Below are 19,364 nucleotides of genomic sequence, written 5' to 3' on the forward strand. Positions count from 1 at the left end.
CGACGCCGGTGATGTGGCCGCCGGTGCCGACGCCGGTGATCAGCACGTCGATCGGTGCATCGCGGAAATCGTCCAGGATCTCCTGCGCGGTGGTGCGGACGTGGACGTCGATGTTCGCCGGATTCTCGAACTGCTGCGGCATCCAGGCGCCGGGGGTCTGCTCGACCAGCTCCAGCGCCCGCTCGATCGCACCCTTCATCCCCTTCTCGCGCGGGGTGAGATCGAAGGTGGCGCCATAGGCGAGCATCAGCCGGCGCCGCTCCAGCGACATCGACTCGGGCATGACGAGGACCAGCCTGTAGCCCTTCACCGCGGCGACCATGGCGAGGCCGACGCCGGTGTTGCCGCTGGTCGGCTCAATGATCGTGCCGCCGGGCTGGAGCTGGCCGCTCGCCTCCGCCGCCTCGATCATCGCGAGTGCGATCCGGTCCTTGATCGAGCCGCCGGGGTTCGACCGCTCCGACTTGATCCAGACCTCGCTGCCCGGGAACAGCCGCTGGATGCGGATGTGCGGGGTGTTGCCGATCGTGTCGAGGATGGTGCTGGCCTTCATGGCTTTGCCACTCCGTGCTTTGGTTCGAGGCTCTCGGGCCCGGGTGTGGGCATTTCAGGCGGGTCGAACGTCTTTGCAAGCCTGAGTTCGGGGAATATCCGACTCCACAGGAGGGTGATCGCGATCGCCGCCGCGCCGCCGAACACCACCGCGCCGACCGGGCCGAGCAGGGAGGCGAGCAGGCCCGACTCGGCCTCGCCCAGTTCGTTGGAGGCGGAGATGGTAAGCTGGCTGACCGCGCTGACCCGCCCGCGCATGTGATCGGGCGTGTGCAGCTGGATCAGCGAGGAGCGGACATAGACCGACACCATGTCCGCTCCGCCCGCCACGATCAGCGCGGCGAGGCTGAGATAGAAATTGGTCGACAGCCCGAAAGTGAGGATGCCCAGCGCGAACAGGATCACCGCGCCCAGCATCTTGACGCCGACGTTGCGCTTCATCGGCCGGAACGAGAACCAGATCGCGGTGGTGGCGGCGCCGATCCCCATGCCCGCGGCGAGGAAGCCGAGGCCGGAGGCGCCGACGTGCAGGATGTCGCGCGCGTAGATCGGCAGCAAGGCGGTCGCGCCGGCCAGCAGCACCACGAACAGGTCCAATGTGATCGCGGCGAGGACCAGGCGGTTGTTGCGGACGTAGGAGAAGCCGTCGGCGATGCGGGCGAGGACGCGATGGTCCTTCTGCACCGGCGGCTGGGGGACGCGGCCGATCAGGAATATGGCGCCCAGCGCGAGCGCGAGGAGCCCGGCGACGGTGGCATAGGCGACGTCCGGGTGGATCGCATAGAGCAGGCCGCCGAAGCTGGGCCCCGCGATCGAGCCGACCTGCCAGGCGATCGAGGACACCGCGATGGCGGTAGGCAGGCTTTCGCGCGGCACCAGGTTCGGCGCGAGCGCGCTGTAGGCCGGGCCCGAGAAGGCGCGGGCGATGCCGATGAACACCGCGGCGGTGAACAGCGCCGGGAGGCTGAGCGCGTCGGCATAAGTGAGCACGCCCAGCGTGGCGACGATCACCAGCATCAGCGCGGTGGTGGCGCGTACGATCCAGCGCCTGTCCATGCTGTCCGCGACCAGTCCGGTAACGGGGGTGAGCAGGAACAGCGGCACGAACTGCGCCGCGCCGATCATGCCGAGCAGGAACGCCGCCTCGCGGATGTCCATCGTCTCGCGGGCGATGCCATAGACCTGCCAGCCGAGGATGATCGCCAGCGAGGTCTGCCCGACCGTGCCGGACAGGCGCGACAGCCAGTAATAGCGGAAGTTGGCGATGCGAAAGGGATGGGGCGCCATTTGCGGGAGCCTTAGGGCGGGTGGTGCGGCTTGCCCAGCGAAACGCGCGTCCGACCTTGGCAAGCAGGCGCCGCGCGCCCTAGGCTGGCGGAAAACAGGGAGGTTTTCGCATGTTTCGCACCGTCGCCGCGCTGGCGCTCGTCCTCGCCGCGCCCGCTGTCGCCCAGACCGCGCCGGCGCCCAAGGTCACCTTCATTCACGCCGGTGCGCTGCTCGACCGGCCGGGGCAGGCGCCGCGGGGGAACAGCACGATCGTGGTGCGCGACGGCAAGGTCGCCGAGGTGCGCGACGGCTTCGCGCCCGCGGAGGCGGGGGCGGCGACGGTGGACCTGCGCGACCGCTTCGTGCTGCCCGGGCTGATCGACCTCCACGTCCACCTGCTCGGCATTGGCGGCGATCCGATGCGCGCGCGGCTGACCGCGCTCAACACCGAGATGGCCGACGAGCTGATGTATGGTGCGGGCAATGCGCGGGTGACCTTGCGCGCCGGCTTCACCACCGTGCGCGATTTGGGCGGCGACGCGCGCGCGATCCGGGCGCTGCGGGACGCGATCGACCGCGGCGACGTGGAGGGGCCGACCATCGTCAACGCGGGCGCCCCGATCTCCACCACCGGCGGGCATGGCGATCCGGTCAACGGCGTGGCAGAGCCCTTTGCGCACGCCATCGCCGCGACGGTGGAGAACACCTGCGACGGGCCGGCGGACTGCGTGCGCGCAGTGCGGCGGCAGGTCGGGCTGGGCGCGCAGGTGATCAAGTTCATGGCCACCGGCGGCGTGCTCTCCAACGTCTCGGGCGGGCTGGGCCGCGCCTTCACGCCCGAGGAGATGAAGGCGATCGTCGACACAGCACACGGCCTGGGGCGCAAGGTTGCGGCGCACAGCCACGCCACCGAGGGCACGCGCGCCGCGCTGGAGGCGGGGGTCGACACGATCGAGCACGGCACCTTCCTCGATGACGAGACGATCCGGCTGTTCAAGGCCAAGGGCGCGTATCTGGTGCCCACCGAGATCGCACCGATCGCCGCGCTGGCGCAGGCGCGCGCCGGCGCGCTGCCCGCGGCGACCATCCCCAAGGCCGAGGCCGCGGCGGCGGCGATGCGCGCCAACCACAAGCGCGCCTTTGCGGCGGGGGTGAAGTTCGCCTTCGGCACCGACTCCGGCGTCTCCAAGCATGGCGACAACGCCACCGAATTCGCCGAGTTGATCAAGGACGGCATGACCCCGGCGCAGGCGATCGCCAGCGCCACAACGGTCGCCGCCGAGGCGCTGGGCCGCGACGACCTGGGGGCGATCGTGCCCGGCAAGGCGGCCGACATCATCGCGGTCCGCGGATCGCCGCTGGAGGACGTGACCCGGCTGACGCGCGTGGAGTTCGTGATGCACCGCGGGGTTGTCGCGACGGGCCCCGCGTCCTAATCCGCCCGGCCTTCCAATGGAGCCCGATTGATGACCGACAACGTTTCCGCCGAGCAATTGCTTCAGTTCATCGAGCGGATCGAGCGGCTGGAGGAGGAGAAGCGCGCCTTCATGGACGACATCAAGGACGTCTATGCCGAGGCCAAGTCGACCGGCTTCGACGTCAAGACGATGCGCACCATCGTGCGGCTGCGCAAGATGGAGAAGCACCACCGCGACGAGGCGGACGCGCTGCTGGAGACCTATCGCAACGCGCTGGGCCTGCACTGAGGCGCAGAGCGCACGCCGGCAAGGTCCTTGCCGGCGAGGCGCGCAAGCCCGGCCGGCCTCGCGGATGCGAGGACCGACGACGCGGCTTTGCCGCGGCGCGCTCCGGCTGGTTCGGTTGTCCCGACCCGCCCCGCTGCGCTAAGCCCGAACACTCGCATCAGCAGAGACAAGACAGATGGCAGGCCATAGCAAATTCAAGAACATCATGCATCGCAAGGGAGCGCAGGACAAGAAGCGCTCCGGCATGTTCTCCAAGCTGAGCCGCGAGATCACCGTCGCGGCGAAGATGGGGCTGCCCGATCCGGACATGAACCCGCGGCTGCGCGCGGCGATCAACGCCGCCAAGGCGCAGTCGATGCCCAAGGACAATATCCAGCGCTCGATCGACAAGGCGAGCAAGGGCGATGCCGAGAACTACGAAGAGGTGCGCTACGAGGGGTTCGGGCCCGGCGGCGTGTCGCTGATCATCGAGGCGCTGACCGACAACCGCAACCGCACCGCCACCAACGTGCGCACCGCCGTCTCCAAGAACGGCGGCAATCTGGGGGCGAGCGGATCGGTGAGCCACGGCTTCGACCGGATGGGGCTGATCACCTATCCCGCGGGTGCGGGCGACGCCGACAAGGTGTTCGAGGCGGCGCTGGAGGCGGGCGCGGAGGACGTCACCTCCTCCGAGGACGGCCATGAGGTGTGGACCGCGCAGGCCGACCTCCATGAAGTCGCCAAAGCGCTGGAGCCGGTGCTGGGCGAGGCGGAAAGCGCCAAGCTCGCCTGGCGCCCGCAGACCATGGTGGCGGTGGGCGAGGACGAGGCGACGACCCTGTTCAAGCTGATCGACGCGCTCGACGACGACGACGACGTCCAGACCGTGTGGGGCAATTATGAGGTCTCCGACGAGGTGATGGAGAAGATGGGGTGAGCCTTGCGCGGTGACGGGACAACCGACCTGAACGGCAGTAGAACTGCGAGCTTAGATGTCGGCATCTGGTTCAACGAACGAACCGGTCATATCCATGTCGCTGCCAAAGGGCAGTTCATCTCCACGGTGAGCAACGACCCCTCATCGAAGCGGTATCATCCCAACCTCTACCGTAAGCTTTCGGTCGCTCTCCGGGATGCTGGCAAACCGCACCCCAACCCCTCCCCTGAAGGGGAGGGGCTTCAGTCATGATCATCCTCGGCCTTGATCCCGGGCTGGGCACCACCGGTTGGGGGGTGATCCGCGCCGACGGAAACCGGCTTTCCCATGTCGCCAACGGCCAGATCAGGACCGAGCCGTCGATGCCGCTGCCGCGCCGCCTGACCAACCTCCACGCCGCGCTGCTCGACGTGATCCGTGCCGAGCGGCCCGAGGGGGCGGCGGTGGAGGAGGTGCTGGGCAACAGCAACGCGCAATCCACCCTCAAGCTTGGCCAGGCGCGCGGCGTGGTGCTGCTCGCCGCCGCGGGCGCCGGGCTGGCGATCGGCGAATATCATCCCAGCGTGGTCAAGAAGGCAGTGGTCGGCACCGGCGGCGCGGAGAAGCGCCAGATCCAGGCGATGGTGGGCCACCTGCTGCCCGGCGTGAAGCTGGCCGGCCCCGACGCCGCCGACGCACTGGCCGTGGCGATCACCCACGCGCATCATGTCGCCAGCGCACGCAACCTGTCCCGCCAGAGGTGAGCCGCCCAGGCGGCTGCCTGATCTGTGTTGGTGCTTTCCTACAGGCGGCTTGCACAGGTACACTGGGCGGCATGCCGATCCACAACGCCTGCCGATCCCTGCCGCAGCCCCCCTGCCATCCTGTGCGCGAGTGCCTCAACCGCCTCAATTCGTCTGCCTGGCGCGGATCGCGTCAGAGTGTCAACCGCCTCAATTCGTCTCCGGCTCACCCGGAATGATCGCGCATCTCAAGGGCAGGGTGGAGGAGACGGGCGTCGACCATGCGGTGATCGACGTCGGCGGCGTCGGCTACCTCGTCGGCGCCTCGGCGCGGACGCTGGCGGCGCTGCCGCCGGTCGGCGAAGCGACGACGATGTTCACCGACATGCTGGTGGGCGAGGATTTCATCCGCCTGGTCGGGTTCGCGCGCGCGGACGAACGCGACTGGTTCCGGCTGCTCACCGGCGTGCAGGGGGTGGGCGCGCGCGTGGCGCTTGCCATCCTGTCGGCGCTGGAGCCGGCCGAACTGTCGCGCGCGATCGCGGCGCAGGACAAGGCGATGGTGGCGCGCGCCAACGGCGTCGGCCCCAAGCTGGCCGAGCGGATCGTGCGCGAGCTGAAGGACAAGGCGGGCGGCGTGGTGCTGGGCCCGGCCGCGGCGGCGCAGGCGATCCCGACGGGGGCGAGCGCCGACGCGGTCTCCGCGCTGCTCAACCTCGGCTTCCGCCCGGCCGAGGCGAGCCAGGCGGTGGCGGCGGCGGAGGAGGAGCTGGGCGCGGACGCGACGCTGGACGCGCTGGTGCGGCTGGCGCTGCGGAAGGCGGCGAAGTGACCGCGCGGACGCTGGCCGTGTACAGCCTCAAAGGCGGAGTGGGGAAGACGACGCTGGCGGTGAACCTCGCCTGGGCATCCGCTACTTTATCCTCCCGCAAGACTTTGCTGTGGGACCTTGACGGGCAGGCAGCGGCGACCTGGTTGCTGGGCCATGACCCGAACGGCAAGGAGGCCGGCGCGGCGATCCGGCGCGAGGTGGACGCGAGGAAGCTGATCCGGCCGACTGCGATCGAGCGGCTGGACCTGCTGCCCGCCGACGTGTCGCTGCGCGAGTTGGATGTCGCCTTCCGGACGCTGGACAAGAAGAACCGGTTGGCCAAGCTGGTCGGCGATCTGGCGGGTGCCTATGACCGGATCGTGATCGACTGCCCGCCGGGGCTGACCGACACCTCCGACCAGGTCATGCGCGCGGCCGACCTGGTGGTGGTGCCGGTGATCCCCTCCGCCCTGTCGCGCCGTGCGCTCGACGCGATCGCCGTGCACGTCGGCGCCAAGAAGGGCCCCAAGGTGACGCTGGCGCCGGTGTTCTCGATGGTCGACCGCCGCCGCGCACTGCACCGCGAAGCTTTGGCACAGCACCCCGACTGGCCGGCGATCCCGATGGCGAGCGCCTTCGAGGCGATGACCGACCGCCGCGCCCCGCTCGGCACCTTCGCGCCGCGCGGCTCGGCAGGAGTGGAGGCGGTGGCGGCGCTGTGGCAGCGGGTGGAGGCGGCGCTGGCGCGGGTGTGAGGGTGGTGGACGCTGTCCGTCGGAGAGGATAGAACGGGAACATGTCTCAGATGACCGTGTCTTTGTCGGCCGACCTTCAAGGGTATGTCGACGCCCGCGCTTCCGCCGAGGGGATGAGCGATCCGGCCGACTTCGTTCTGGCGCTTCTCGAACGTGACCGACGCGCCTATCGGCAGGACGTCGCCCGCGTGCAGAAGCTGATCGATGAGGGAATTGCTTCGGGCGTTTGTGACCAAGACGCGTTCGAAGTTCTGGACGAGATCATGGCCGAACTCCGCGCAGCGCGTGGCTGACGTTCGCCTGACCGATCTGGCGCGCGCCGATCTGGCCCAAATCCGCGACTATGGAGTGGAATGGTTCGGAAACGCAGCGGCAGAACGTTATCTGGCAGGTCTACACCGTGCGCTCCTCCTGCTGTCGGATCATCCGCGCGCAGGTCAGGAGAGGCCTGAATTCAGACAGGATGTTCGGTCGTTGCCGCACCGTCCGCACCGCATCCTCTACACAGTTGCAGACGATGGCGTGTTGATCCTCAGGATCATCCATCAGGCCCGTGACGTCCGTGGCGTACTCGACGAAACACAATGACCGATGATCGCCTCCTCTCCCCAGCCCGGCGCATCGACGACGCCGATGCGGCGCTGCGCCCCAAGCGGCTGGACGAGTTCGTCGGCCAGGCGGCGGCGCGCGAGAACCTGCGCGTGTTCATCGAGGCCGCCAAGGGTCGCGGCGAGGCGCTGGATCACGTGCTGTTCTTCGGTCCGCCGGGACTGGGCAAGACCACGCTCGCCCAGATCGTCGCGCGCGAGATGGGGGTGGGGTTCCGCGCCACCTCCGGCCCGGTGATCGCCAAGTCGGGTGATCTTGCCGCGCTGCTCACCAACCTGGAGGACGGCGACGTCCTGTTCATCGACGAGATCCACCGGCTCCAGCCCGCGGTGGAGGAGGTGCTCTATCCAGCGATGGAGGACCGCGCGCTCGACCTGATGATCGGTGAGGGGCCGTCCGCCCGCTCGGTGCGGATCGACCTGCCGCGCTTCACCCTGATCGGCGCAACGACCCGGCAGGGTCTGCTGACCACGCCGCTGCGCGACCGGTTCGGCATTCCCATACGGCTCCAATTCTACACGGTGGAGGAGCTGACCCGCGTGGTGAGCCGCGCCGCCGCCTTGCTCGACCTCCATGTCGCGCCCGACGGCGCCGCCGAGATCGCGCGCCGCTCGCGGGGCACGCCGCGCATCTCGGGCCGGCTGCTGCGCCGGGTGCGCGACTTCGCCAATGTCGCGGGCGTGCTGGAGGTGGACGCCGGCGCCGCCGACCGTGCGCTCAACCGGCTGGAGGTGGACCAGCTCGGCCTCGACGCGATGGACCGGCGCTACCTGACGATGATCGCCGACATCTACCGCGGCGGGCCGGTGGGGGTGGAGACGCTCGCCGCCGGGCTGAGCGAGCCGCGCGACACGATCGAAGAGGTGATCGAGCCGTATCTGATCCAGCTGGGGCTGGTCGCACGGACGGCACGCGGCAGGGTGCTCAACGCGGGCGGATGGAAGCATCTGGGGCTCAACCCGCCTGTGGGATCGCAGGACGGGCTGTTCGACGCATGACCCAGCGTCAGGAGGCTGCCGCCCGCGAGATCGTCGCGGAAATCGCGCGGCACCTCCAGGCGGATCTGAGCGTCGAGCTGTGGACCGGGGCGGTGCTGCCGCTGGGACCGGATGCGCGTGACGATATCCGTATCCGGATCGCTTCGCCCGGGGCGATCGGGGCATTGCTGCGTTCGCCCAGCCTGATGACGCTGGTGGAGGTGTATCTCGCCGGCGACGTCGAGGTGATGGGCGCGAGCCCGCTGGAGGCGCTGGGGCGGTGGGAGCATCTGCGCGCGGTGGGTCTGGCGCGGGCGGTGGACCGCCGGCGCTTGCTGAAAGCGGCGCTGCCCTTCGTCACGGCGCGGCGGCCACGCGAGGCGGCGATGCCGTTCGCGGCGCGGGTGCGCGCGGTGTTCGGGCGAGGGCGCGACGATGTGGCGATGGTGCAGCATCATTACGACGTGTCGAACGCTTTCTACGAACTCTTCCTCGATCCTGAGATGCAATATTCGAGCGCGGTGTTCGCGACGCCGGAGACCAGCCTGGCCGACGCGCAGATCGCCAAGATGGACCTGATCTGCCGCAAGCTGGCGCTCAGGCCGGGTGACCGGCTGCTCGACATCGGCTGCGGCTGGGGCGGGCTCGCCTGCCATGCGGCCGAGCATTTCGGGGCGCGGGTCCACGGCGTGACGCTGTCCAACGAGCAGCTTGCCGGCGCGCGCGCGCGGGTGGCGCGGCGGGGGTTGGAGGACCGGATCACGCTGGAGCTGCGCGATTATCGCGACGTGACCGAAGCGGAAGGCTATGACCGGATCGTCCAGATCGGCATGTTCGAGCATGTCGGCATCGACAACCACGATCGGCACTTCGCGCATGTCCACCGTCTGTTGAAGCCGCAGGGCCTGTACCTGCACCAGGCAACGACGCGGCGCGCGACGCGCGACCTCGCCAAGTTCCGCAAGCGCACCGCGTACATGGCGGTGATCAACCGCTACATCTTCCCGGGCGGCGAGCTCGACCATATCGGCATGACCGTGACCAACCTGGAGCGATACGGCTTCGAGGTGCGCGACGTCGACTCGATGCGCGAGCATTACTATCTGTCGCTCAGGCGCTGGAGCGAGGCGCTTTACGCCAACCGCGACGCCGCGATTGCCGAGGCGGGGGAGACGCGGACGCGATTGTGGCTATTGTACCTGGCGCTGTCGTGCATGGGGTTTTGGCGCGGGGTGCTGTGCGATTTCCAGACGCTAGCGCAGAAGCGGCAGGTGGGCCCCTCCGGGCTGCCGATGGATCGCGCGGCGCTCTACCGGGCTGACGTGCCGGCAGTGCCGCTCCGCTAAGCCTCTTCGATGCGGCGTTCCTGTTCGGGCAGGAGCGTCAGGTTGCGCCAGTCGAGCTCCTCCTGGAGGACGTAATAGGCATCGATCCCGACCTTCTCGTCCGCCAGCATCCGATTCAGCGTCTCGCGCTGGGCGGCGATCACGGCGAGGCCCGCGTCGCGTTGGCCGGTGAGTCATTCGGCGGCGGTGGCATCCTCACCCATCCGGCGCGATATGTCTCTAGCGGTGACGCCGCATGAGGAAGGCCTTCCAAGCGGGCGAGCGCGGCGTCGGTAAGCCGCCGGCGCCCTTCGCGGAGTTCCGCATCGGGGTCTTCCAGCCGGTCGAGGCCGAGCAGGCGGATAATCGGGGCGAGGGTGAGGCCCTGGAGGACGAGCGTCGCCAGCACCACGGCGAAGGCGGTCAGAACGACGAGGTCGCGCTGCGGGAAATCGCGCGGCAGGGCAAAGGCGGTGGTGAGCGATGTTCCCGCCCAACGTGCCGGCGAGATAGGAGGTGACGCGGCTCATCATCCAGGCGAGCGCCAGGCCGAACAGGATGCCGCCGGGCACCGCTAGCGCCAGCCGGGTGCCCACCGCCCCGGCGCTGCCCTCGGCGGACTGGATCATCAGCGCGCCCGAGAAGAGCAGCAGGGCGGTAGCGTCATTGAGCAGGCTTTCGCCCTTGAGCACCGCAACCGTGCAACGAGGGAGGGGGACGGTGCCGGTGACCGCGGTGGCGACGGCGGCATCGGGCGGGGCGACGATAGCGCCCAGCACCACTGCCGCGGCAAGCGGCAGGCCGGCGGCCGCCATGCCGATCCAGGCGACCACCGCCGTGGTCACCAGAACGGCCAGGCAGGCCATCACCATCAGTGGCCGCCACAATTGCGTCGCGGTGGTGAGCGGAAAGTCGAATGCGGCATCGACCAGGATCGGGGCGATGAACAGCGCCACCGCGGTCGCGGGATCGATCCGGATCGTCGGCGCCCCCGGCACCAGCGCAACCAAGAGGCCGGCGAGCGCAAGCATGGCGGGGTAGGGCAGGCCGAGCCGGCGCGCGACCTGAAGCAGCACCACCGCGGCGAACAGAAGGAGCAGCAGCGTTTCGAAGAAGGGCATCGTACCTGTTCCCGCCCCGCCCAACCGCAGCTTTATCCGGCCCGGACCATTGCTGCATGGCACGCGGGCCGATCCGCTGCTAGCCAATCGCAATGCAGCCCTCCGCCGCCGCCTCCGCCCGCGAGATCCTGGTCCGCCTTCATGACGTGATGGCGTCCCGCGCCGCTGCGCAGGCCAAGCTCAATCAGGTGGTGGAGATCATCGGCGGTGCATTGGATAGCGAGGTCTGCTCGATCTACCTGCTGCGAGAGGGCGTGCTCGAGCTGTTCGCCACCCGCGGACTCGATCCGCAGGCGGTGCACGTCACCAAGCTGGCGATGGGCGAGGGGCTGGTGGGCACCATCGCCGAGGATGTGGAAATCCTGAACCTCGCCGAGGCGGCGAGCCATCCGGACTTCGCCTACCGCCCGGAAACCGGCGAGGACCGCTTCCACAGCTTCGCGGGCGTGCCGATCATCCGGCGCGAGCGGGCGGTGGGCGTGCTGGCGGTGCAGCACCTTGAGGCGCGGCGCTATGCCGACATCGAGATCGAGGCGCTCCAGACGGTCGCCATGGTGCTGTCCGAGCTGATCGCCAATGCCGGACTGATCGACGCCGCGACGGCGCCCAAGGACCGGGTGCAGCCCACCGCGCTGGTGCGGCTGACCGGGCAGAAGCTGGTGGACGGCATGGCGGCCGGCTGCGCGGTGTTCCATCAGCCGCGCATCGTGATCGAGCATACGGTGGCCGAGGATGTCGAGGCGGAGCGCCACCGCGTCTATGCCGCTTTTGACAAGATGCGCGAGCAGATCGACCGGATCGCACGCGAGGCCGAGTTCGGCGTCGGCGGCGAACATGAGGAGGTCATCGCGACCTACAAGATGTTTGCCTATGACGAGGGTTGGGCCCGGCGGATCAACGAGGCGATCGACAGCGGCCTCACCGCCGAGGCGGCGATCGAGCGCGTCCAGCAGCGCACTCGCCAGCGCATGCGCCAGATCGACGATCCGCTGCTCGCCGACCGGATGCACGATCTGGAGGATCTTGCGAACCGCTTGTTGCGCATCGTCTCGGGCCAGATGGGCACCGCGGCGCAGCTTGGTCTCAGGCAGGACACCATACTGATCGCGCGCAACCTTGGGCCCGCCGAGCTGCTGGAGTACGATCGCCGGCGGCTCAAGGGCGTGATCCTCGAAGAAGGATCGCTGACCGCGCACGTCACCATAGTTGCGCGGGCGATGGGCGTCCCCGTGCTCGGCCGGGTGCGCGACGTGCGGCAGGCGATCGCTGAGGGTGATCTGCTGCTGCTCGACGTGACCGAGGGTACCGTGCTGGTGCGCCCGTCCGGCGCCATGGAGGAGGCGTTCGACGCCAAGCTGGCGCTGCGCCAGAAGCGCAAGGCCGCCTATGCCGCGCTGCGCGACCTGCCGCCCAAGACCAAGGACGGCAAGCGGATCACGCTGATGGTCAATGCCGGCCTGCGCGACGATGCCGCCGCCCTGGACCTGACCGGAGCTGACGGCATCGGCCTGTTCCGCACCGAGTTCCAGTTCCTCGTTTCGGCCACTTTGCCCCAGCGCGAGCGGCAGCAGCGGCTGTACCGGGAAGTGCTGGATGCGGCGGGCGACCGGCCGGTGATCTTCCGCACGGTCGACATCGGCGGCGACAAGGCGCTGCCGTATCTCATTCATCACGATGGTGAAGAGGAGAACCCGGCGATGGGCTGGCGCGCGCTGCGCCTGGCGCTGGAGCGCGACGGGCTGATGAAGGCGCAGGCGCGCGCGCTGCTGGAGGCGGCGGCGGGGCGGACGCTGAACGTGATGTTCCCGATGGTCTCCGAAGCTTGGGAGTTCGACGAGGCGCGCTCCCTGTTCGAGGCGCAGCGCGACTGGATCGCCTCGCGCGGGCGGCGGCTGCCCAATGAAATCCGCTATGGCGCGATGCTGGAAGTGCCGAGCCTCGCCTACCAGCTCGATTTGCTGCTGCCCAACCTCGACTTCCTGTCGATCGGCACCAACGACCTGACGCAGTTCCTGTTCGCCGCCGACCGGGCCAACCCGAAGCTTGCCGAGCGCTACGACTGGCTGTCCGCCTCCATCCTCCGCTTCATCCGCCAGGTGGTGGGCGAGGCGCGGCAGGCGGGCGTGGACGTGGCGGTGTGCGGCGAGATGGGCGGGCGCACGCTGGAGGCGATGGCGCTGGTGGGGCTGGGGATCGAGCGTCTTTCGATCACGCCGGCAGCGGTCGGGCCCGTCAAGGCGATGATACGCTCGCTCGACCGCGCCATGCTGGCCGCGGACCTGGAGGGGCTGCTCGCCGCTCCGCCGCGGGACCTGCGCGGCGCCCTTGTCGGCTGGGCGCAGGAGCGCGGCGTCGAACTGGGCTGATGCCGCTACGAAACGCGGGGCACAGGCGATTGACTTGACGCCACGGCTTTGAAAGACGCGCACCTAAAGGGTCGCAGCGGGATGGTGCCGCGCTTCCCCGGAGACCAGCATGCCCGAAGCCGAGCGCGGCCCACAGACGACGACCCCTCCGAAGCAGACGGTGGGCGAGCGGCTGCGCGCCGCTCGCGAAGCGCTGGGCCTGTCGCTGCCCGAAGTGGCCGCGCGCACCCGCGTGCCGCTGCGCCACCTTGAGGCGATCGAGACGTCCGACTTCGCCGGGCTGCCCTCCGTTACCTATGCCGTCGGCTTCGTGCGCAGCTATGCGCGGGCGGTGGACGCCGATGAGGTGGCGCTGGCGCATGACACGCGCGAGGAAGTGGCGCGCACCACGCGCACCAAGCCGGTCTATGAGCCTTACGAGATCGCCGATCCCACGCGCACGCCCTCGCGCGGGCTGGCCATCGTCGCCGCGGGCGTCGCGCTGGCGGTGCTGGTGCTTGCGGCCCTGTGGTTCACCACCACGGTGTTCCGCGGCGGCGAGGAGACGGCGGCGCCATCGGTGGTCGCGCCGGTGCCGACATCCGCGCCGACCGCGCGCGCCACGCCTGCCGGCGGGGGCCAGGTACGGCTCCTCGCCAAGGACGAGGTTTGGCTGCGGGTCTATGACGCTGCCGATACGACGCTGTTCACCGGAATCATGAAGGCCGGCGATACGTTCGACGTGCCGCCCACTGCCAACAACCCGATGATCAATGTCGGCCGACCCGACAAGCTTCAGGTGCTGCTCAACGGCTCAGCGCTGCCGCCGCTGGGCACCGGTGAGCGGGCGATCAAGGACGTGCCGGTGGGTGCGGCGGCGCTGGCGGCACGGGCTTCCGGCCAGCCTGCGCCGGAGGCTTCGCCCCTGGCCGCGCCGATCACGAGCGTGCCGCCGGCCTTCGCGCCCCAGGCCGCGCGTCCACGGACGCGCGCTACGCCGCGTCCGCGCGCGGAGGCACTCGTGGTGCCTTCCGCCGATCGCGAGACGGCGCGTGCCAACCGCCGCTCGCCCGAGCCGGAGCCGACCGCCACCCTCGCGCCGGGGAACTGATCCCTGGGCGCACCGCCGGCGCTTAAGGCTGGCGACAGGCGGGCGGGTGCAGTTATACCGCCGCCTGATCCTCTTGGGGGTAAGATGCCGAAATTTCTGCTGCTCGTCGCCGTCGCTGCCGCCGCCATCCCGGGCGCGACGCTCGCCCAATCGTCCGTCGAGTCCCGCGTCGGCCGGCTCGAAAGCGAGATGCGCGCGGTGCAGCGCAAGGTGTTCCCGGGCGGCGCGGGCACTTATGTCGAACCACAGATCCGCCCGCCCCAGGCGGAGGCCGAGATCAACGGTGCGCCGGCGAGCGGCGCGATCGACGACCTGACCCAGCGGGTCACCTCGCTGGAAGGGCAGATGCGCACGCTGACCGGCCAGATCGAGCAGAACCAGTATCGCGTCCGGCAGCTGGAGGACGCCTTCGCCGCCTATCGCAAGGAGGTGGATTCGAAGCTTTCCGCCGGTGCCGCTGCGCCGCCTGCCGAGGTGCCCTTCGCCGAGGCGCCGCGATCGCCGCGCCCGGCGGTGGCCGATGCCGCCCCCACCGGCGACCGCGCCGCCAAGGTCGCGGCCGTGCAGAAGCCCGACACGGGCGATGCGGGCGAGGACGCCTATATGTACGGCTATCGCCTGTGGGCGGCGAAGCTCTACCCGGAGGCGGCGACCCAGCTGAAGAAGGTGGTAGCCAGCTATCCGGATCATCGCCGCGCCAGTTTCGCGCAGAACCTGCTCGGCCGATCCTATCTCGATGATGGCAAGCCCAGCCTCGCCTCCATCGCATTTTACGAGAACTACAAGAAACGCCCGGAAAGCGAGCGTGCGCCCGACAGCCTCTATTATCTCGGCCAGGCACTGGTGCAGCTCAAGAAGCCGGCCGACGCCTGCAAGGTCTATGGCGAGCTGACGGACGTTTATGGCGGCACCATCTCGGCCGAGATGAAGGCCAATGTCGCCAGGGCGCGCGCCACCGCCAAGTGCCAGTGAGCGACGCCGACCGCTTCCTTGCCGCGGTGGAGAAGGCCGCGGGCGGGCCGGTCGGCACGCTGGGACTGGCAGTGTCGGGCGGCGCGGACAGCATGGCGCTGCTGCTGCTCGCCCATGCTGCTCTGCCCGGACGTATTCGGGTGGCGACGGTAGACCATCGTCTGCGCGACGGATCGGAGCAGGATGCCGCGCTCGTCGCCGCCACGTGCGCGAAGCTTGGCGTACCGCATGCGACGCTGACGCCGGAGACGCCGATCGTCGGCGCCAGTATCCAGGCGCAGGCGCGCGAGGCTCGCTATATGCTGCTCGCCGGCTGGGCGGGCAGTGCCGGCGTCAATGCCGTCGCCACCGCGCACCAGGCGGACGACCAGGCGGAAACCTTTCTGATGCGCGCGTCGCGCGGCTCGGGTCTGGCAGGGCTCGCCGGCATCCGCGCGCGGACGGAAATCAACGGCGTCGCCATCGTCCGGCCGCTGCTCGACTGGCGCCGTGCCGAGCTGCGCGCGATCGTGCGGAGAGCGGGCGCTGACTTCGTGGACGACCCTGCCAACGCCGATCCGCGGCACGACCGCACCCGGTTTCGCCAACTGCTGGGTCGCGAGGAATGGCTCGATGCGCCGAACCTCGCCGCCTCGGCGCGGCATCTGGCCGAAGCCGATGATGATGTCCGTGCAATGACCGACTGGCTGTGGCGCGAACGGGTGGAGACCGAGGGGGAGGAGTGCCGGATCGCGGTTGCGGGGCTGCCGCGCGAACTGCGTCGACGGCTCGTCCGCCGTGCAATTGGCTACGTGCGCCAGGGCGCGGCGATCGCTGCGCCGGCATGGAGCGACGCGGCGGGGATAGAGCCGCTGCTCGATGCGCTGGCGGCCGGCCGGGGGGCGACCCGCGCCGGGGTGCAGGCGGTGGTGCGCGGCGCGGAATGGCGTTTCCGCCCGGCACCGCCGCGGCGTGCCGATTGACCATGGCCGCGATCGTCTCGTGCGATTGGTCTGAGACTGGAGATGCCGCATGCTGAACATCGTGCTGCTGGCGGCGGCTGCCGCAGGTGCTGAACCCTCCTTTCCAGAGCAGGTGCCGGGCCTGACAGAGCGCTGCATCCGGTCCGCGATCGACGAGCGGGAGACCACCGAGGAGGAGCGTGCGCACAAATATATGTGCACGGGGGAAGCCGCCGAGCGCCTGTGGGTCTGGCTGGAGCAGGCGAAGCTGCCGTCGTGGGAGCAGGATACCCCGCAGGAAGGTCGCTGGTTGAGCCGGGAGTTTCCACTCGGCGCCTGTTTCAAGCGGATCCGTGATGCCGGGGGCCGGGCAACCGACACCGGTCTGTCCTGTTCGATCTGGATTCCACGCGGCGGCGCGGCAAGCGACATGTCGGACGAACGCGAATAAGCCCCGGTCCGGTCAGATGGACATGCTTCGTTCCATTGCCATTAACCCGGGCCAGACTACATATTGCGTTCGTGAAAGGTAGCGCATGAACGACAACAAGCAGCCTGACCAGAACGGCGGCGGAGACGGTAGCCCCAATCCATGGATGAAGAGCCTGCTGATCTGGGTCGGCATCCTGCTGTCGCTGGCGGTGGTCGTTACCCTGTTCGACGGGCGCGCGGGTGCGGGTGCGGGTAGCACGATCGCCTATTCGACGTTCCTCGACAAGGTCGACGAGGGGACGGTGAAGGACGTCACCATCTCGCGCGAGGCGATCACCGGCACGCTGTCGAACGGCGACAAGTTCCGCACCGATCCGGTGACCGATCCGCAGCTTACCGATCGGCTGCGCAAGGCCAACGTGACGATCTCGGGCAAGCGCGACGACGGTCCGTCGATCTGGATGGTGCTGCTCTACCAGTCGCTGCCTTTCCTGCTGTTCCTCGGCATCGCCTTCTTCGTGCTGCGCCAGATGCAGAAGGGCGGCGGCGCGGGCGGCGCGATGGGCTTCGGCAAGAGCCGCGCGAAGATGCTGACTGAGAAGCACGGCAAGGTCACCTTCGCCGACGTCGCCGGCATCGACGAGGCGCGCGAGGAGCTGCAGGAGATCGTCGAGTTCCTCAAGGACCCGACGAAGTTCGCGCGCCTAGGCGGCAAGATCCCCAAGGGCGCGCTGCTGGTCGGCTCGCCCGGCACCGGCAAGACCTTGCTCGCCCGCGCGATCGCCGGTGAGGCGGGCGTGCCGTTCTTCACCATCTCGGGCTCGGACTTCGTCGAGATGTTCGTCGGCGTCGGTGCCAGCCGCGTGCGCGACATGTTCGAGCAGGCCAAGAAGTCCGCGCCCTGCATTGTCTTCATCGACGAGATCGATGCGGTCGGCCGGCATCGCGGCGCGGGCCTGGGCAACGGCAATGACGAGCGCGAGCAGACGCTCAACCAGCTGCTGGTCGAGATGGACGGCTTCGAGGCCAACGAGGGCATTATCATCATCGCGGCGACCAACCGCCCCGACGTGCTCGATCCCGCGCTGCTGCGCCCGGGCCGGTTTGACCGGCAGGTGGTGGTGCCGCGGCCGGACATTGAGGGCCGCGTGAAGATCCTCGAAGTGCACATGAAGAAGGTGCCGCTGGCGCCCGACGTCGATGCGCGCACCATCGCGCGCGGCACCCCCGGCTTCTCGGGCGCGGACCTCGCCAACCTCGTCAACGAGGCGGCGTTGATGGCGGCGCGCAAGGGCAAGCGGCTGGTCGCCAATGCCGAGTTCGAGGAGGCGAAGGACAAGGTCATGATGGGCGCCGAGCGGCGTTCGATGGTGATGACCGAGGACGAGAAGAGGATGACCGCCTATCACGAGGCCGGCCACGCCATTGTCTCGCTGCACGAGCCCGCGTCCGACCCGATCCACAAGGCGACGATCATCCCGCGCGGCCGCGCCTTGGGCATGGTCATGCGCTTGCCCGAGCGCGACAGCTACAGCTATCACCGCGACAAGATGTACGCCAACCTGTCGGTGTCGATGGGCGGGCGCGTCGCCGAGGAGCTGATCTTCGGCTATGACAAGGTGTCAAGCGGGGCGAGTGGCGACATCCAATACGCCACCGGCCTCGCGCGCGACATGGTCACCAAGTGGGGCATGTCCGACAAGGTTGGCCCGGTCGACTATGCGCAGCCGGAGGGCGAGTCGTTCCTCGGCTATTCCTCTTCGCAGCCGACCCACATGTCGAACGAGACCGCGCGGCTGATCGATGCCGAGATCAAGGCGATCGTCGAGGGCGGCCTGGCGCGGGCCAAGGAGGTGCTGAGCGAGCACCTCGACCAGCTGCACCTGCTCGCGGGTGCGCTGCTCGAATATGAGACGCTGTCCGGCGACGAGATCAAGCGCCTGATCGCCGGCGACGAGATCGGCCGCCGCGACGCCGGGCCCAAGCCGACCCGCGTGGCGGTGGGCACCTCCATTCCCAAGACCCGGCGTCCCGGTCCGTTCGGCAACCCCGCGCCGGCGGGGGCCTGAGCCTCGCACCGTTGCGGGCCGCCCGAGCGGCTCGCCCCGGCTGATTCGCTTGCGGCGCCTCGACCTTCGAGTCGGGGCGCCGCTTTCGTCTGGGAGGACGCGTGGCAGCCCCGCGATCCGGTCCGCGCACGAAAAGGGCGGCGGAACCGAAGTTCCGCCGCCCCACGATCCCTTGAAGAAGCCGCGATTACTCGCCGGTGTTCTTCATGTTCTCGGAAACGTTGCTGAAGGTCTTGGTCAGGTTGTTGCCCAGACCCTGCATCGCGGTGATCGCGGCGACGGCGATCAGCGCAGCGATCAGGCCGTACTCGATCGCGGTAGCGCCCTTGGTGTTCTTCAGGAAAGCGCGAATCTTGGTCATTTTCCGGTCTCCGTTATCTTGCAAATCGCTTCATTCACCCGGCCGGACCGGGGGACCGGGCCGACCCTGTCGCTGTAGCGTTGGAAGCGTTTAGAAAAGGTTGCCCCACAGCCTTGCAGCAGAATTCGCCGCAGGTTCAGCGGGCGTTCTGGACCTTCGTGTTGATGTTGCCCCACATGTTGACGGTGACATCGGCTACCTCGCCGAGCGCGACCATCATGGCCAGGATCACCAGCGCGATAATGAAGCCGTACTCGACGACGGTTGCGCCGCGAGTGTCGCGCATGACGCGACCCAGCGTTGTGCGCATGCCGCGGCTGAGCGAGGTGACCCGGTCCATGACGTACCGTTACAGGGAAGAGGTTTA

At 69.1% G+C, this 19,364-nt stretch carries 22 protein-coding genes; 16 read left to right on the plus strand and 6 right to left on the minus strand.

The window, feature by feature from the left end:
- Both ACFDTH_RS06350 and ACFDTH_RS06355 read right to left on the minus strand, forming a co-directional pair.
- On the minus strand, positions 1-553 hold a 553-nt coding region (locus ACFDTH_RS06350), incomplete at its 3' end, for a PLP-dependent cysteine synthase family protein (RefSeq protein WP_375286678.1).
- The gene (locus ACFDTH_RS06355) at positions 550-1,839 is read right to left on the minus strand and encodes an MFS transporter (RefSeq protein WP_375286679.1); all 1,290 of its coding nucleotides are present in this window, start codon (positions 1,837-1,839) and stop codon (positions 550-552) included. The genes ACFDTH_RS06350 and ACFDTH_RS06355, both read right to left, overlap by 4 nt.
- A 110-nt stretch (positions 1,840-1,949) precedes the next feature.
- Here ACFDTH_RS06355 and ACFDTH_RS06360 point away from each other — a divergent pair, with 110 nt between their 5' ends.
- From ACFDTH_RS06360 to ACFDTH_RS06405, 10 genes are all read left to right on the plus strand, one after another.
- Positions 1,950-3,257, plus strand: coding sequence for an amidohydrolase family protein (locus ACFDTH_RS06360; protein ID WP_375286680.1), 1,308 nt, complete (start codon positions 1,950-1,952; stop codon positions 3,255-3,257).
- Between the two features lie 30 nt (positions 3,258-3,287).
- Positions 3,288-3,527: a DUF2312 domain-containing protein gene (locus tag ACFDTH_RS06365; protein WP_375286681.1), complete on the plus strand. Its 240-nt coding sequence runs from the start codon at positions 3,288-3,290 to the stop codon at positions 3,525-3,527.
- 175 nt (positions 3,528-3,702) lie between these two features.
- Complete coding sequence (locus ACFDTH_RS06370; protein WP_375286682.1) at positions 3,703-4,446, plus strand: YebC/PmpR family DNA-binding transcriptional regulator; 744 nt, start codon at positions 3,703-3,705, stop codon at positions 4,444-4,446.
- Positions 4,447-4,694: 248 nt separating this feature from the next.
- Positions 4,695-5,189, plus strand: a complete 495-nt coding sequence (gene ruvC / locus ACFDTH_RS06375; RefSeq protein WP_375286683.1) for a crossover junction endodeoxyribonuclease RuvC — start codon at positions 4,695-4,697, stop codon at positions 5,187-5,189.
- A gap of 214 nt (positions 5,190-5,403) precedes the next feature.
- Positions 5,404-6,000 carry a Holliday junction branch migration protein RuvA gene (gene ruvA / locus ACFDTH_RS06380; RefSeq protein ID WP_375286684.1) on the plus strand — a complete coding sequence of 199 codons (597 nt, stop codon included), beginning with the start codon at positions 5,404-5,406 and terminating at the stop codon, positions 5,998-6,000.
- Entirely contained in the window at positions 5,997-6,734 is a 738-nt protein-coding gene (locus ACFDTH_RS06385; RefSeq protein WP_375286685.1) for a ParA family protein, read from the plus strand. Before ruvA ends, ACFDTH_RS06385 begins: the two co-directional genes overlap by 4 nt.
- 41 nt (positions 6,735-6,775) lie before the next feature.
- A complete protein-coding gene (locus tag ACFDTH_RS06390; protein ID WP_375286686.1) occupies positions 6,776-7,027 on the plus strand; it encodes a type II toxin-antitoxin system ParD family antitoxin in 252 nt (83 codons plus the stop codon).
- Positions 7,020-7,322 carry a type II toxin-antitoxin system RelE/ParE family toxin gene (locus ACFDTH_RS06395; RefSeq protein WP_375286687.1) on the plus strand — a complete coding sequence of 101 codons (303 nt, stop codon included), beginning with the start codon at positions 7,020-7,022 and terminating at the stop codon, positions 7,320-7,322. The genes ACFDTH_RS06390 and ACFDTH_RS06395 overlap by 8 nt, the downstream gene beginning before the upstream one ends.
- Positions 7,319-8,341 (plus strand): Holliday junction branch migration DNA helicase RuvB, encoded by a 1,023-nt coding sequence (gene ruvB / locus ACFDTH_RS06400; RefSeq protein WP_375286688.1) that lies wholly within the window; start codon positions 7,319-7,321, stop codon positions 8,339-8,341. The genes ACFDTH_RS06395 and ruvB overlap by 4 nt, the downstream gene beginning before the upstream one ends.
- The gene (locus ACFDTH_RS06405; RefSeq protein WP_375286689.1) at positions 8,338-9,666 is read left to right on the plus strand and encodes a class I SAM-dependent methyltransferase; all 1,329 of its coding nucleotides are present in this window, start codon (positions 8,338-8,340) and stop codon (positions 9,664-9,666) included. Before ruvB ends, ACFDTH_RS06405 begins: the two co-directional genes overlap by 4 nt.
- On the opposite strand, the gene ACFDTH_RS06410 is transcribed toward ACFDTH_RS06405, so the two are convergent.
- Together ACFDTH_RS06410 and ACFDTH_RS06415 are read right to left on the minus strand one after the other, a co-directional pair.
- Positions 9,663-9,809, minus strand: coding sequence for a hypothetical protein (locus tag ACFDTH_RS06410; RefSeq protein WP_375286690.1), 147 nt, complete (start codon positions 9,807-9,809; stop codon positions 9,663-9,665). The two genes, ACFDTH_RS06405 and ACFDTH_RS06410, sit on opposite strands and share 4 nt — an antisense overlap.
- A gap of 30 nt (positions 9,810-9,839) precedes the next feature.
- Positions 9,840-10,766: a cation:proton antiporter gene (locus ACFDTH_RS06415; RefSeq protein ID WP_375286691.1), complete on the minus strand. Its 927-nt coding sequence runs from the start codon at positions 10,764-10,766 to the stop codon at positions 9,840-9,842.
- Positions 10,767-10,858: 92 nt separating this feature from the next.
- Here ACFDTH_RS06415 and ptsP point away from each other — a divergent pair, with 92 nt between their 5' ends.
- The 6 genes from ptsP (at position 10,859) to ftsH (ending at position 18,636) form a co-directional block, all read left to right on the plus strand.
- On the plus strand, positions 10,859-13,132 hold the full coding sequence (ptsP, locus tag ACFDTH_RS06420; RefSeq protein ID WP_375286692.1) for a phosphoenolpyruvate--protein phosphotransferase: 2,274 nt from the start codon (positions 10,859-10,861) through the stop codon (positions 13,130-13,132).
- Positions 13,133-13,241: 109 nt separating this feature from the next.
- Positions 13,242-14,222: a helix-turn-helix domain-containing protein gene (locus tag ACFDTH_RS06425; protein ID WP_375286693.1), complete on the plus strand. Its 981-nt coding sequence runs from the start codon at positions 13,242-13,244 to the stop codon at positions 14,220-14,222.
- Positions 14,223-14,306: 84 nt separating this feature from the next.
- Positions 14,307-15,194 (plus strand): hypothetical protein, encoded by an 888-nt coding sequence (locus ACFDTH_RS06430; RefSeq protein WP_375286694.1) that lies wholly within the window; start codon positions 14,307-14,309, stop codon positions 15,192-15,194.
- Positions 15,191-16,156, plus strand: a complete 966-nt coding sequence (gene tilS, locus ACFDTH_RS06435) for a tRNA lysidine(34) synthetase TilS (RefSeq protein WP_375286695.1) — start codon at positions 15,191-15,193, stop codon at positions 16,154-16,156. The genes ACFDTH_RS06430 and tilS overlap by 4 nt, the downstream gene beginning before the upstream one ends.
- Positions 16,157-16,205: 49 nt before the next feature.
- Positions 16,206-16,586 (plus strand): hypothetical protein, encoded by a 381-nt coding sequence (locus tag ACFDTH_RS06440; RefSeq protein WP_375286696.1) that lies wholly within the window; start codon positions 16,206-16,208, stop codon positions 16,584-16,586.
- An 85-nt stretch (positions 16,587-16,671) separates the two neighbouring features.
- The gene (gene ftsH / locus ACFDTH_RS06445; protein ID WP_375286697.1) at positions 16,672-18,636 is read left to right on the plus strand and encodes an ATP-dependent zinc metalloprotease FtsH; all 1,965 of its coding nucleotides are present in this window, start codon (positions 16,672-16,674) and stop codon (positions 18,634-18,636) included.
- A 187-nt stretch (positions 18,637-18,823) separates the two neighbouring features.
- Here ftsH and ACFDTH_RS06450 read toward each other — a convergent pair whose 3' ends face one another.
- Together ACFDTH_RS06450 and ACFDTH_RS06455 are read right to left on the minus strand one after the other, a co-directional pair.
- Positions 18,824-18,997 carry a Flp family type IVb pilin gene (locus ACFDTH_RS06450; RefSeq protein WP_375286698.1) on the minus strand — a complete coding sequence of 58 codons (174 nt, stop codon included), beginning with the start codon at positions 18,995-18,997 and terminating at the stop codon, positions 18,824-18,826.
- 136 nt (positions 18,998-19,133) lie between these two features.
- Positions 19,134-19,337 (minus strand): Flp family type IVb pilin, encoded by a 204-nt coding sequence (locus ACFDTH_RS06455; RefSeq protein ID WP_375286699.1) that lies wholly within the window; start codon positions 19,335-19,337, stop codon positions 19,134-19,136.
- Positions 19,338-19,364: the final 27 nt, after the last annotated feature.

Origin of the sequence: Sphingomonas sp., from assembly GCF_042096255.1 — a bacterium.
In the GTDB taxonomy this organism is placed as follows: Bacteria; Pseudomonadota; Alphaproteobacteria; order Sphingomonadales; family Sphingomonadaceae; genus Sphingomonas.